At 67.8% G+C, this 13165-nt stretch carries 11 protein-coding genes; 7 read left to right on the forward strand and 4 right to left on the reverse strand.

Translation table 11 applies throughout. The features are described from left to right. Positions 1-183: 183 nt before the first annotated feature. From EV278_RS10225 to EV278_RS10240, 4 genes are read right to left on the reverse strand one after another with little or no spacing between them, the layout of a single operon-like run. A complete protein-coding gene (locus EV278_RS10225; protein ID WP_132090311.1) occupies positions 184-1035 on the reverse strand; it encodes a rhamnogalacturonan acetylesterase in 852 nt (283 codons plus the stop codon). Beyond that, entirely contained in the window at positions 1032-2174 is a 1143-nt protein-coding gene (gene lldD / locus EV278_RS10230) for an FMN-dependent L-lactate dehydrogenase LldD (protein WP_132090314.1), read from the reverse strand. Before lldD ends, EV278_RS10225 begins: the two co-directional genes overlap by 4 nt. Positions 2175-2192: 18 nt before the next feature. Continuing rightward, positions 2193-2954 carry an SDR family NAD(P)-dependent oxidoreductase gene (locus EV278_RS10235; protein ID WP_132090317.1) on the reverse strand — a complete coding sequence of 254 codons (762 nt, stop codon included), beginning with the start codon at positions 2952-2954 and terminating at the stop codon, positions 2193-2195. Positions 2955-2986: 32 nt separating this feature from the next. Further along, positions 2987-3787 carry an IclR family transcriptional regulator gene (locus EV278_RS10240; protein ID WP_207905473.1) on the reverse strand — a complete coding sequence of 267 codons (801 nt, stop codon included), beginning with the start codon at positions 3785-3787 and terminating at the stop codon, positions 2987-2989. Between the two features lie 263 nt (positions 3788-4050). Between EV278_RS10240 and rhmD the strand changes: the two genes are divergently transcribed. The 7 genes from rhmD to EV278_RS10275 are packed head-to-tail and all read left to right on the forward strand — an operon-like array spanning position 4051 to position 13125. Continuing rightward, positions 4051-5229 (forward strand): L-rhamnonate dehydratase, encoded by a 1179-nt coding sequence (gene rhmD, locus EV278_RS10245; RefSeq protein ID WP_132090323.1) that lies wholly within the window; start codon positions 4051-4053, stop codon positions 5227-5229. A gap of 21 nt (positions 5230-5250) precedes the next feature. Beyond that, positions 5251-6114: a fumarylacetoacetate hydrolase family protein gene (locus tag EV278_RS10250; protein ID WP_132090326.1), complete on the forward strand. Its 864-nt coding sequence runs from the start codon at positions 5251-5253 to the stop codon at positions 6112-6114. Continuing rightward, the gene (locus EV278_RS10255; protein ID WP_132090329.1) at positions 6111-6875 is read left to right on the forward strand and encodes an SDR family NAD(P)-dependent oxidoreductase; all 765 of its coding nucleotides are present in this window, start codon (positions 6111-6113) and stop codon (positions 6873-6875) included. The genes EV278_RS10250 and EV278_RS10255 overlap by 4 nt, the downstream gene beginning before the upstream one ends. Before the next feature lie 13 nt (positions 6876-6888). Beyond that, positions 6889-7803 carry an amidohydrolase family protein gene (locus tag EV278_RS10260; RefSeq protein ID WP_132090332.1) on the forward strand — a complete coding sequence of 305 codons (915 nt, stop codon included), beginning with the start codon at positions 6889-6891 and terminating at the stop codon, positions 7801-7803. Between the two features lie 32 nt (positions 7804-7835). Beyond that, entirely contained in the window at positions 7836-8168 is a 333-nt protein-coding gene (rhaM, locus tag EV278_RS10265) for an L-rhamnose mutarotase (protein ID WP_132090335.1), read from the forward strand. 1 nt (position 8169) lies between these two features. After that, positions 8170-11967 carry a beta-galactosidase gene (locus tag EV278_RS10270; protein ID WP_132090338.1) on the forward strand — a complete coding sequence of 1266 codons (3798 nt, stop codon included), beginning with the start codon at positions 8170-8172 and terminating at the stop codon, positions 11965-11967. Between the two features lie 48 nt (positions 11968-12015). Next, positions 12016-13125 (forward strand): glycoside hydrolase family 88 protein, encoded by a 1110-nt coding sequence (locus tag EV278_RS10275; protein ID WP_132090341.1) that lies wholly within the window; start codon positions 12016-12018, stop codon positions 13123-13125. Positions 13126-13165 lie beyond the last annotated feature (40 nt).

Below are 13165 nucleotides of genomic sequence, written 5' to 3' on the forward strand. Positions count from 1 at the left end.
GTCAAGGCATTCTCATTATGTCGGATAATATTCCATATTATGGGACATTGACCGTAGGTCTCGGACTCCTGTCCATTCCTCCTCACACGCACTCGCCCGTTCTTCCCCCATCCGGGCCAGCGGAGCGCCCGCTCGGCGCTCCGCTCTTTCTTTTCGCCCGTTCCAGGGATGGACGTAGCGCGCCTACCGCCCCGGGCAGCGCGGTCCGCCGAGGATCGGCTGGTTGCCGGTCGAGGCCGGATGCACATAGGCCGAGACGGGCAGCTTCAGGAACGCCAGGCGGGCGGCCACCAGCGACGCCGCCAGCCGCGCCCCGCCCTCGTTGATGTGGGTCGTGTCGGTATTGCCGTTCGGATAGCGGGCCACGCCGTCCTGTGGCGTGTAGATCAGATAGAAGCCCCGAGACCCCGCCTCGCCCCGCGCTTGCTGGGCGCCCATCATGTCGGCGTCCAGGTCGATCAGCGGCGCGCCGGTGGCCTTGGCCACGGCGCGGACCGCCTGGGCATAGGGGCCGTGGGTTTCCTGCACCTGGTCGCCGACGAACACGTGCTTGGCGATGGGCGTCAACAGCACCGGCTGGCCGCCCTTGGCCCGGACATCGGCGACGAAGCGGGTCAGGTTATCGGTATAGGCGCCCTCGGGGTCGGTGAAGCGGACGATCTTCACGCGGTCGGCGTCGTTGTGGCCGAACTGGATCAGCACCGTGTCGCCGGGCTGGAGCTTGGCCAGCAGACCGTCCCACAGGCCTTCCTCGATGAAGGTCTTGGTCGAGCGGCCGCCGCGCGCCAGGTTCACCACCTCGACGCGGGTGTCCAGCGAGCACTTCAGCACCATGCCCCAACCCATCTGCGGATAGGCCGAGGCACCGTAGTTGGCGGCGGTGGAGTCGCTGGCGATCAGGATCCGGGCGAGCGGCGCGGCCATGGCCGGCGGCGGCGGCACATCGGTCAGGTCGGGCTTCGGCGCGCCCGGCGCGGCCGTCTGAGACGCGGCCTGCCCCAGCGCCACGGCCGCGACCAGGGCGAGCAGGCTCATCGATCCACCTTCGCCAGGATCGACCGGTCGATCTGGTTCAGGGTATTGACGCCGGTGAGGGCCATGGCCACCCGCATCTCTTTCTCGATCAGGTCCAGCAGTTGGCTGACCCCCGGCCCGCCGCGCGCCGCCAAGGCGTAGATGAAGGCCCGTCCCAGCAAGACGCCCTTGGCGCCCAGGGCCAGCATCCGCACCACGTCCAGGCCCGAGCGTACGCCGCTGTCGGCCAGCACGGTCAGCTTGTCGCCCACCGCCTCGGCGATGTCGGGCAAGGCGCGGGCGGAGGACAGCACCCCGTCCAGCTGACGGCCGCCATGGTTGGAGACCACGATGCCGTCGGCCCCGATGTCGGCCGCGGCCTTGGCGTCCTCGGGATCCAGCACGCCCTTGATGATCAGCGGGCCCTTCCACTGGTCGCGGATCCAGTCGAGGTCCTTCCACTGGATCGAGGGATCGAAATTGGCCCCCAGCCAGCCCATGAAGTCCTCCAGGCCCGAATTGGCGCCCAGCACCGGGGCGACATTGCCCAGGGTGTGGGGGCGACCCATGATGCCGACGTCCCAGGCCCAACTGGGCTTGAACACCGCCTGCATCAGGCGCCGCGCCGCGGCGTTGGGGCCGCTCATCCCCGAATGGGCGTCGCGGTAGCGAGCCCCCGGCACGGGCATGTCGACGGTAAACACCAGGGCCGTGGCCCCGGCGTCGGCCGCCCGGGCCAGCAGGTCGCGCATGAAGGCCCGGTCGCGCAGCACGTAGAGCTGGAACCAGATCGGCGCGGGGCTGGCCTTGGACACTTCGGCCAGGTCGCAGACCGAGACCGTCGACAGGCAGAACGGCACGCCCTTGGCGGCGGCGGCCTTGGCCGCCTGGCACTCGCCGCGCCGAGCATACATGCCCGTCAGCCCCACCGGGGCCAGGGCGACCGGCAGGGCCTGATAGTGGCCGAACAGGGTGGTCGACAGGTCGGCCTGGGAAACGTCCTTCAGCACCCGCTGGCGCAGGGACAGGTCGGCCAGGTCCGAGACATTGCGGGCCAGGGTCCGCTCGGCATAGGCGCCGCCGTCGATGTAGTCGAACAGGAAGCGGGGCAACTTGCGCCGCGCCGCCTCGCGAAAGTCGGTGGTGGAGGAGACGATCATTGGAGAACCGGCACGGAACTACTGCAGATTCACGAAGGCGCCGCCGTCGACCAGCAGGGCCGCGCCGGTGACGTACTTGGCCAGGTCCGAAGCCAGGAAGACGATCGGCCCCGCCAGGTCGTCGGGCTCGCCGAGGCGCCCCAGCGGGATGCGGCCGGCCATATATTCGCGCTTCTTCACGTCCGCCAGGTCTTCCTTGTTGATCGCCGTCTCGATCGTGCCGGGCAGCACCGAGTTGCAGCGGATGCCATGCTTGCCGAGCGCGATGGCCGTGGACTGCATCAGGCTGTGCACCCCGGCCTTGGTCGGGGTGTAGTGGGTCTGCATGCCGCCGCCGACCAGGGCGCTGATCGAGCTGACGGCGATGATCGCCCCGCCGTTACCCTGCTTGACCATCTGGTTGGCCGCCGCCTGCACCATGTAGTAGGCGCCGAACAGGTTGACCTTCATCGTCCGCTCCATGACCTGCGGCGGCATGTCGAGGAAGGCGTGGAAGGGGCAGATGCCGGCGTTGTTGACGAACACGTCGACCTTGCCGAACGCGTCCACGGCGGCCTGGACGAAGGACGAAGCGGTCTCCACCTGGGCCACGTCGCCCTTCACGGCGATGGCGCGGCGGCCCAGGGCCTCGATCTCGCGCACGGCGTCGGCCGCGCCGGCCTCGTCGGAGTGGTAGTTGATCGCCACGTCGGCGCCGTGCTGGGCGCAACCGATCGCGGCGGCCTTGCCAATCCCCTGGGAGGCGCCGGTCACCAGCACCACCTTGTCCTTCAGAAGCATCGTTCCTCCACTCTCACGCTTGGACAGACCGCCTATCGCTTGGCGGCCGTCCGCTTTTCGTTCCATCCCAGCTCGACGCCGATGGCGTTGGCGCAGTCGCGCACCGTGCCGGTCAGATCGGCCATGCGCGCGTCGTCCATGTATTGCGCCGCGCCCGAGACGCTGATCGCCGCGACGATCTGGCCGCTGGGTCCGCGGATCGGGGCGGCGACGCAGCGGATACGGTCTTCATTCTCTTCCAGGTCGAAGGCCACGCCGCGCTTGGCGTAGTCGCGCATCCAGGCGATCCACTGCTCTTCGTCCGGACCGTGCTCCGAGCGCGGGCCTTCCTTGCGATAGAGCTCGCGCCAGCGCTCCTCGGTGTCGTCCAGCACCAGGGCCTTGCCCAGACCGGTCGAGCGGATCGGCTGGCGGTCGCCGACGCGCGAGCTGATGTTGATCCGCCGGCGGCCGGTCAGCTTGTCCAGATAGTGCGCGCGGTCGTCCTCCAGCACGCCCAGATGGACGGTGTCCTCCAGCTCTTCCCACAGCTTCTCGAGGTGGGGGCGAGCCAGACGCGGCAGGTCCATCTGCTGGCCGGCCAGGTAGCCCAGTTCCAGCAGCTTGGAGCCCAGGCTGTAGCCTTCGCGCGGCGTCTGGGCCAGCAGCCGGCGCTCGACCAGGGCGGTCGCCAGACGGTGAGTCGTGCTGCGGGTCAGGCCCAGGCGCTGAGCGAGGGCGGGCAAGCCGATGGTGCCTGAGTCTGCGACCACGTCCAGCAGGTCCAGGCCCCGGAACAGCGTCTGGCTGCCGCTGGGCGACTTGGCGCCGGACCTGTCTTCCTTGACTGCCACTGCGGCTCCCCTTGACGCGTCACGTTTCATTTTGTAGCACTCTCTCTCATAATATGGTACCTAGCGCAAGCGGCGAAGGCGACGATCCGGTCTCCGAAAGTCAGGGCGCGCCACCGTGTCATACGACGTCCCGGGGAGGTAGGCGCGACCTTTGCAAGTCTCGCCAAGCATGTCGAAGGCCTTTGCCTCACGATACGCCCTTCTCTTCCTTTAAGTTGACCGCTTCCTTTCAGGAAGTGCTTGGGCTGGAGCTGGTTTTTCCCATGCCGTTTCCCCTTATCCGGCAGGTTCGGGCCTATGTCGTGCGCGGCGGCGGCGCCGATTATCACGACCAGGGCGAAGGTCACTGGATCGACGACCACATCGCCACGCCGATGTCGCGCTATCCCGAGTACCGCCAGAGCCGCCAGAGCTTCGGCATCAACGTGCTGGGCACGCTGGTCGTCGAGATCGAGGCCGCCGACGGCACGATCGGCTTCGCGGTAACCACGGGCGGCGAACCGGCCGCCTACATCGTCGAAAAGCACTTGGCCCGCTTCCTGGAAGGGCGCGACCCGACGCAGATCGAGAAGATCTGGGACCAGATGTACTTTTCCACCCAGTACTACGGCCGCAAGGGCCTGGTGGTGAACGCCCTCTCGGGTGTTGACCTGGCGCTGTGGGACCTGCTGGGCAAGCTGCGGGGCGAGCCGGTCTACCATCTGCTGGGCGGCAAGGTTCGCGACGAGCTGACCTTCTACGCCACGGGGGCGCGCCCGGATCTCGCCAAGCAGATGGGCTTCATCGGCGGCAAGATGCCCCTGCACCACGGCCCGGCCGAAGGCGAGGAAGGCCTGCGCAAGAACCTGGAAGAATTGGCCACGATGCGCGAGCGCACGGGCGAGGACTTCTGGCTGATGTTCGACTGCTGGATGGCGCTGGACCTGAACTACGCCACCAAGTTGGCCCACAAGGCCCATGAGTATGGCCTGAAATGGATCGAGGAAGCCCTGAGTCCCGACGATTACTGGGGCTATCGCGACCTGAAGAAGAACGCCCCCAAGGGCATGCTGGTCACCACCGGCGAGCACGAGGCCACTCGCTGGGGCTTCCGCATGCTGCTGGAGATGGAGTGCTGCGACATCATCCAGCCCGACGTCGGCTGGTGCGGCGGCATGACCGAGCTGGTCAAGATCTCGAATCTGGCCGACAGCCGCGGCGTGCTGTGCATCCCGCACGGGTCGAGCGTCTACAGCTACCACTTCGTGGTCACCCGCCATAACAGCCCGTTCGCCGAGTTCCTGATGATGGCCCCCAAGGCCGACGAGGTGGCGCCGATGTTCCACCCGCAGCTGATCGGCGAGCCCGTGCCGGTCAACGGCAAGCTGAAGCTCTCCGACGCCCCCGGCTTCGGCGTCCAACTCAATCGCGAGGTCGGTCTGCACCGGCCTTACGCCCGCTGATCCTCCCGAAAGACCAGAGCCATGAAACTCCTGCGTTACGGCCCGCGCGGCGCCGAAAAGCCCGGTCTCCTCGACGCCGAGGGCAAGATCCGCGACCTGTCGGGCCACGTGGCCGACATTACCGGCGCGCAACTGTCGCCCGAGGGCCTGGCCAAGCTGGCCGCCATCGACCCAGCCACCCTGCCGCTGGTCGAGGGCTCGCCACGCTATGGCGTGCCGATCGGCAATGTCGGCAAGTTCCTGGCCATCGGCCTGAACTTCGCCGACCACGCCAAGGAAGCCGGCCTGGAGCCGCCGCCCGAGCCGATCTTCTTCACCAAGGCCATCAGCTGCCTGAACGGCCCCAACGACGACGTGATGCTGCCCAAGGACGCCCTGAAGGGCGACTGGGAGGTCGAGCTGGGCGTGGTGATCGGCAAGCGCGCCCGCTATGTCGAGCAGTCCGAAGCTCTCGACCATGTCGCCGGCTACGTGCTGGTCAACGACGTCTCGGAGCGCGCCTTCCAGAAGGAACTGGGCTCGCAGTGGGACAAGGGCAAGGGCTGCGACACCTTCGGTCCGGTCGGCCCCTGGCTGGTCACTTCGGACGAGGTCGGCGACTGCCAGGACCTGGACATGTGGCTGGATCTGAACGGCAAGCGCATGCAGACCGGCAACACCAGGACCATGATCTTCGGCGTCGCCGAGCTGATCGCCTATATGAGCCGCTTCGTGACCCTGGAGCCGGGCGACATCCTGACCACCGGCACCCCGCCCGGCGTCGGCGAGGGCCAAAAGCCCGAGAAGATCTTCCTGAAGGCCGGCGACGTGATGGAGCTGGGCGTCGAGAAGCTGGGCAGCCAGCGCCAGACCGTAATCGCCTGGACCCAGGAAGGCGTCGCGTGAGCACTCCCTACGCCAATCCTTATCTTGGCCGTTTCTCCGGCCGCACGGCGGTGGTCACCGGCGGGGCCTCGGGCCTGGGCAAGGCCGTGGCCGCGCGAATCGTCGCCGAGGGCGGCCAGGTGTCGCTGTGGGACCTGGACGCCGACGGCCTGAAGGCCGCCGCCGCCGAGGTCGGAGCTTCGCACACCGTGGCCCTGGACGTCTCGGACGAGGCCGCCGTCCTGGCCGCCGGCCAGGCCGCCCACCAGGCCCTGGGCCGCCTGGACATCCTGGTCGCCTCGGCCGGCATCACCGGCGCCACCGCTCCGGTCCACGACTATCCGACCGACAGCTGGAAGCGCGTGTTCGACATCAACGTCAACGGCGTCTTCTACTGCTGCAAGGCGGTCGTGCCGTTCATGCTGGCGAACGGCTACGGCCGCATCGTCAACGTCGCCTCGGTGGCGGGCAAGGAAGGCAATCCCAACGCCGGCGCCTATTCGGCGTCCAAGGCGGCGGTGATCGGCCTGACGAAGTCGCTGGGCAAGGAACTGGCCACCAAGGGCGTCATCGCCAACAGCCTGACCCCAGCCACCTTCGAGAGCCCGATCCTGGAGCAGCTGCCCCAGAGCCAGGTCGACTACATGCGCTCGAAGATCCCCATGGGCCGTCTGGGCGAAGTGCATGAAAGCGCCGCCATGGTCTGCTTCATGGCCTCGGAGGAATGCAGCTTCACCACCGGCGCCACCTTCGACACCTCCGGCGGCCGCACCACGTTCTAGGGAAGGCGGAGCGATGACCTATCTCGGCCCGATCATCGACCCGCACATGCATCTGTGGGACCTGGACCGGCACTATTACGGCTGGCTCCAGGACAGGCCGCTGCCGAACAACCCGGCCGGCGACATGTCGCCGATCGCCTATCGCTCCTATGGACTGGACGACTATCTGGCCGATACCGCCGGCTGGAACGTCGTCCAGACCATCCACGTCGAATGCGGCCTGCCGCCCAAGGACCAGCTGTCGGAGACCGACTGGCTGCAGGGGCTGGCCGACACCCAGGGGGTGATCGGTGGAATCGTGGCGGGCGCCAACCTGGACGATCCCGGCGTCGAGCCGCTGCTGGAAGCCCAGGCGGCGCGCGCCTGCGTCCGGGGCGTGCGCCAGATCGTCAACTGGCACGCCGACCCGGCCAAGACCTACGGCCCGCGCGACCTGCTGCTGGATCCGCAATGGCGCGCCGGCTACGCCCTGCTGGCGAAGTACGGCCTGTCGTTCGACTTGCAGCTCTATCCCTCGCAGATGGCGACCGCCGCCTCGCTGGCCGCCGCCCATCCGGACATCCCGGTGATCGTCAACCACGCCGGCATGCCCACCGACCGCGACGAGGCCGGCGTGGCCGCCTGGCGTGAGGGCCTGGCCCTGCTGGCCCAGCTGCCGAACGTCAGTTGCAAGATCTCGGGCCTGGCCATGATCGACCGCGCCTGGACGATCGACAGCCTACGCCCCTTCGTGCTGCGGGTCATCGAGACCTTTGGCCCGGCCCGCTGCATGTTCGCCAGCAACTTCCCGGTCGAGAAGGTACACGGGTCGTTCGGCGGCTTCTACGCCGCCTATGACGCGATCACCGTCGATTTCGGCCAGGCCGAGCGGGACCAGATGTTCGCCGGAACGGCCCGTCGGATCTACCGCCTGCCGCCGACGACCTGACCAACGACAAGAGCAAGAAACGGGAGGACATGATGAGCAACCACCAGGACCGGCCCCTCGCCTTCCGCATGCAGCTCAAGCCCGGCGTCGCCGCCGAATACGAACGCCGCCACGACGACCTGTGGCCCGACCTGGCCGAGGCCCTGCGCGAGGCGGGGATCCACGACTATTCGATCTTTCTCGACAAGCAGACCATGAGCCTGTTCGCCGTGCTGCGCCTGAGGCCCGACAACGCCAAGGACGCCCTGCCGCTGGAGCCGGTGATGAAGCGCTGGTGGGACTACATGGCCGACCTGATGGAGGTCCACCCGGACAACAGACCCGTCGAATGGCCGCTGAAGCCCGTCTTCTATTTCGAGGGCTAGGATGAGACACTCGGTCCTCCGCGCCGGCCTTCTGGGCCTTGGGTCGCTGGCTGCGGCCTTGCTGGCGACCACCGCCCCCGTCCAGTCGTTTGGGGCCGAGCCCCTGCGCTACACGATGACGGCGTTCACCAACGCCAGCCAGTCGAACATGAGCGTCTACGACTCGGCCGACGGGACGCGCTTCATGCTGAAGAAGCCGCTGGCCTACACGCCGCCCCAGGGCCTGATCCGCGACCCCAGCGTGATGCGCCATACGGACGGCTGGTACTATGTCGCCTACACCACCGGCTGGACCGGAAACACCATCGGCCTGGCCCGCAGCCGGAACCTGACCGACTGGACCTTCCTGCGCGACGTGACGATCGACATTCCCGGCGCGACCAACAGTTGGGCGCCCGAATGGTTCGTCGACCAGGACGGCGCGATCAACCTGATCCTGTCGGTCTCGACCACCGGCATCGCCGGCCAATTCCAGCCCTATCGGATCACCGCGACCGACGCCTCGCTGGCGACCTGGTCCGCGCCCAAGGCCCTGAGCGGCCTGGGTCCCAACTTCATCGACACCTTCGTGGTGCGGGAGGGCGGGCTCTACAACGCCTTCGCCAAGAACGAGACCAGCAAGTTCATCGAGCTGTGGACCGCCCCTTCGCTGGACGGCCCTTGGCAGGCCAAGGGGACCGGAGACTGGGCCGGCTGGGGCAAGGGCGTCGAAGGCCCGGCCATGGTGCGCACGCCCGCCGGCGGCTGGCGGATCTATTTCGACGAGTACTCGGCCAAGCGCTACTGGTTCAGCGACAGCAAGGACGGCTTCCGCACCTGGACGCCGAAGGCCGAGCTGCCGGACCTGTCGGGCACGGTGCGCCACTTCACGGTGCTGAAGGAAGGCGGCGACCAGGCGGTCGCGGCCAAACCCGCGCAAGCGCACCAGATCACCTGGGACAAGTACTCGCTGAAGGTCGATGGCCAACGGGTCTTCTCGTGGGGCGGCGAGTTCCACCCCTTCCGCGTGCCCAGCCCGGACTTGTGGCGCGACATCCTGCAGAAGATGAAGGCCAGCGGCTACAACACCGTCGCCATCTATTTCGACTGGGGCTACCACTCGCCGAAACAGGGGGTCTACGACTTCCAGGGCGTGCGCGACATGGACCGCGTGCTGACCATGGCCCAGGAGGAAGGCCTCTACGTCATCACCCGCGCGGGGCCCTATGTGAACGCCGAGCTGACGCGTGGCGGCTTTCCAGGATGGCTGGTCAACCAGCAGGCCCGGGCCCGCACCGACGCGCCGGAATATATCGCCGCCGCCGACGAGTGGCTGACCCAGATCAACGCCGTCATCGCCCGCCACCAGCTGACCACCGGCCAGGGCACGGTGATCGCCCACCAGATCGAGAACGAACTCGACGTCGTCGGTGCCCCGCAGCAGCGCTACATGAAGTGGCTGGACGACAAGGCCAAGGCCGACGGGATCACCGTCCCGATCTTCCACAACGACAAGGGCCGCAACGGCTACTGGGTCCCCAAGGGCGCCAACGTGCCGGGCACGGTGGAAGGGCCCAACGACCTCTACGCCTTCGACGGCTATCCTGGCGGCAGCTGCAAGGTCGACTCCACGCCGTCCAGCCCCGGCGTCGCGCCCGACTGGGGGCTGTATGGACCCGGCGGGGCCAAGGGCGGGGCCTCGGCCAGTCCCAACACCCCCGGCTTCGCGGCCGAGTTCGGCGGCGGCTGGTTCGACTACTGGGGCAGCAACGGCGACTACGACTGCACAGCCATCCACCGCGGCGTCGGCTACCAGCGGGTGTTCTATGCGGCCAACATCGCCAACGGTCTGACGATCCAGAGCTTCTACATGACCTATGGCGGGGCCAGCTGGGGCTGGCTGCCGGCCCCGGTGGTGTTCACCTCCTACGACTACGGCGCGGCGATCGACGAGGCCCGGGGCCTGCGCGACAAAGCCCGCGTGATGAAGCAGATGGGCCAGTTCATCGCCGCCGTGCCCGACCTGCGCCGCATGGACAAGGGTGAGGCCGTCGTCCCATCGAACGACAAGGTCCGCGTCTACCACAACGTCAACGCCAAGACCGGAAGCCACCTCTACGTGGTGGTCCACAATCCCAGCAGCGCCACCGGCGACGAGGCCTTCGCCTTCAAGGTCAAGACCCGCGATGGTGAATATGAGGTCCCGTCACGGATCAATGGCCAGGACAGCAAGATGCTGATGGCCAGCTACGACCTGGGCGGCCAGCGTCTGGTCTATTCGACGTCCGAAATCCAGACGCACCTGAAGTGGAACGACGGCGACCTGGCCCTGCTGTACGGCCGCGCCGGCGAGGCGGGCGAGACGGTGCTGCGCTACGCTTCGGCGCCGAAGGTCGAGGTGATCGAGGGCGAGGTTCAATCGACCTTCGACCCCGCCAAGGGCGACCTGAAGCTGACCTATGCCCACAAGGGCCTGGCCCGCGTGCGGATCACTGGCGGCGGCCGCCCGCCCCTGACCCTGCTGCTGGCCGACGCCGAGACGGGCCAGACCTTCTGGCGGCGCGACTCCCTGCTGATCCGCGGCCCGGGTCTGGTGCGCGGCGACGCGACCAAGGGCGGCGTGCTCAGCCTGACCGGTGACACCGAGACCGACAGCCCGTTGGAGGTGTTCGCGCCCAAGGCCGTGACCGCCCTCCGCTGGAACGGCGCCAAGATCGCGGTCAAGGCCACGGCATCCGGCAGCCTCTTGGCCGAGCGGCCGCTGGCCGGACCAGCGGCGATCACCCTGCCCGACCTGGCCAGGCTGGACTGGAAGACCGCGCCCGGCTCGCCGGAGGCCGATCCGAAGTTCGACGACAGCGCCTGGCTGAAGACCGAGGGGCGGCGCGGCGGCTCGACCGTGCGCGGCCCCACGGGCCAGCCCGTCCTGGACATGAGCGCCTACGGCTTCCACCAGGGCGACGTCTGGTACCGCGGCCGTTACCAGGGCGAGCCCGACATCGACACCCTGACCCTGCACTACGGCGGCGGCGGCGCTGGCATGCTGCAGGTCTGGCTGGACGGCCGCTTCCTGGGCCAGCATGAACTGGATGGCGGCCTGCCGCGCCCGATCACCATGGGCGTGGCGACGTTCAAGCTGCCGGAAGACCTGCGCGGCGGCGGCGAGCACGTGATCTCGGTGATGGTCCGCAACAACGGCCACAACTGGGATCTCGACGCCGACGACTTCCACAAGGAGGCTCGCGGCTTGGTCTCGGCTTCGCTGTCGGGGCCCGGCAGCTACAGCTTCGCCGTGCCGATCGCCTGGAAGATCCAGGGGAACAAGGGCGGCGAAGACATCCAGGATCCCGTGCGCGGCAACGCCAACAACGGCGGCCAGTACGGCGAGCGCGAAGGCTGGCACCTGCCCGGCTTCCCGGACGCCTCATGGACCAGGGCCGACATGGCGGCGACCAGGCCCTACGCCGGCACGACCTGGTATCGCACCCGCTTCGACCTGGACCTGCCCAAGGACCAAGACACCACCCTGGGCCTGACCATCGGCGATCCGAACGTCCCGCGCTCATCGGGCCGCTACCGGGTGCTGATCTTCGTCAATGGCTGGAACATGGGCCAGTTCATCGCCAATGTCGGCCCACAGCGGACCTTCGTCCTGCCGACGGGCGTCATCGACCTGCACGGCCAGAACACCCTCGCCCTGGCGGTAACCAGCGACGGCGCGCCCGGCGACGCCCTGGAGACCGTGAAACTCGTCAACCTGCGCACCGTGCGCGGCGGCCTCCCCGTCGCCCGCGTGGCCGCGCCCGACTTCAAACCCTGACCGGACGCTCCCTCCGTCCGCGCCTGAAAGACTTCCAAGGAGACTACCGTGCCCAATCTCGCCCACGGCCTCGAGGCCAAGGACATCAAGGCCAAGATCGCCCTGCTGATCAGCAACCTGGTCGACATCCAGGACGAGACCGGCGAGTTCCTGCTGCGGCTGGACGACGGCCGGGTGATCGACACCAAGGGCTGGAACGACTGGGAATGGACCCACGGCGTGGGCCTGTACGGCCTGTGGAAGCAGTACAAGATGACCGCCGACCCCCGGGCCTTCGAGATCATGACCCAGTGGTTCGCCGACCGCTTCGAGGCCGGCACCCCGACCAAGAACATCAACACCGTCTCGCCGTTCCTGACCCTGGCCTACCTCTACGAAGCCACCGGCGACCACACCTACCTGCCCTATCTGGAGACCTGGGCCGACTACGTGATGTATGAGGGCCCGCGCACCGAGGAAGGCGGCTTCCAGCATATCGTCTTCAACAGCGAGAACCCGCAGCAGCTGTGGGACGACACGCTGATGATGAGCGTCCTGCCGCTGGCCAAGATCGGCCTGCTGCTCGACCGCCCCGACTTCGTCGAGGAGGCCAAGCGGCAGTTCATGGTCCATATCAAGTACCTGGCCGACCGCAAGACCGGCCTGTGGTTCCACGGCTGGACCTTCGAGGGCCGGCATAACTTCGCCGACGCCCTTTGGGCGCGCGGCAACTGCTGGGTGACGATCGCCATCCCCGAGTTCATCGAGCTGCTGGACCTGAAACCCGGCGACGCCCTGCGCGATTTCCTGATCGACACCCTGGAGGCCCAGATCAAGGCCCTGGCCCGCTACCAGGACGCCGAGACGGGCCTGTGGCATACGCTGGTCGACGACAAGACCTCGTACCTGGAGGCGTCGGCCACGGCCGGCTTCGCCTATGGCGTGCTGAAGGCGGTGCGCAAGCGCTATGTCGGCCGCCAATATCAGGAGATGGGGATCAGGGCGCTGAAGGGCGTGCTGGCCAACATCGACGACAAGGGCGAGCTGCAGCAGGTGTCGTTCGGCACCCCCGTGTTCGACACCCTGCAGGGCTACAAGGACATCCCCCTGACCTCGATGCCCTACGGCCAGTCCCTGGCCATCCTGGCCCTGGGCGAGTTCCAGCGGGCGTTCATCTAGCTTCGGCGGACTTACCCGATCCGGTCGCGAGACCGGATCG

It is taken from the genome of Caulobacter sp. BK020 (assembly GCF_004342605.1).
Classification (GTDB): Bacteria; Pseudomonadota; Alphaproteobacteria; order Caulobacterales; family Caulobacteraceae; genus Caulobacter.

Excerpts from the sequence above, each read along its gene's own strand:
- EV278_RS10225 (WP_132090311.1), bottom strand. The coding sequence starts at position 1,035 with ATGAGCCTGCTCGCCCTGGTCGCGGCCGTGGCGCTGGGGCAGGCCGCG.
- lldD (WP_132090314.1), bottom strand. The coding sequence starts at position 2,174 with ATGATCGTCTCCTCCACCACCGACTTTCGCGAGGCGGCGCGGCGCAAG.
- EV278_RS10235 (WP_132090317.1), bottom strand. The coding sequence starts at position 2,954 with ATGCTTCTGAAGGACAAGGTGGTGCTGGTGACCGGCGCCTCCCAGGGG.
- rhmD (WP_132090323.1), top strand. The coding sequence starts at position 4,051 with ATGCCGTTTCCCCTTATCCGGCAGGTTCGGGCCTATGTCGTGCGCGGC.
- EV278_RS10250 (WP_132090326.1), top strand. The coding sequence starts at position 5,251 with ATGAAACTCCTGCGTTACGGCCCGCGCGGCGCCGAAAAGCCCGGTCTC.
- EV278_RS10260 (WP_132090332.1), top strand. The coding sequence starts at position 6,889 with ATGACCTATCTCGGCCCGATCATCGACCCGCACATGCATCTGTGGGAC.
- rhaM (WP_132090335.1), top strand. The coding sequence starts at position 7,836 with ATGAGCAACCACCAGGACCGGCCCCTCGCCTTCCGCATGCAGCTCAAG.
- EV278_RS10270 (WP_132090338.1), top strand. The coding sequence starts at position 8,170 with ATGAGACACTCGGTCCTCCGCGCCGGCCTTCTGGGCCTTGGGTCGCTG.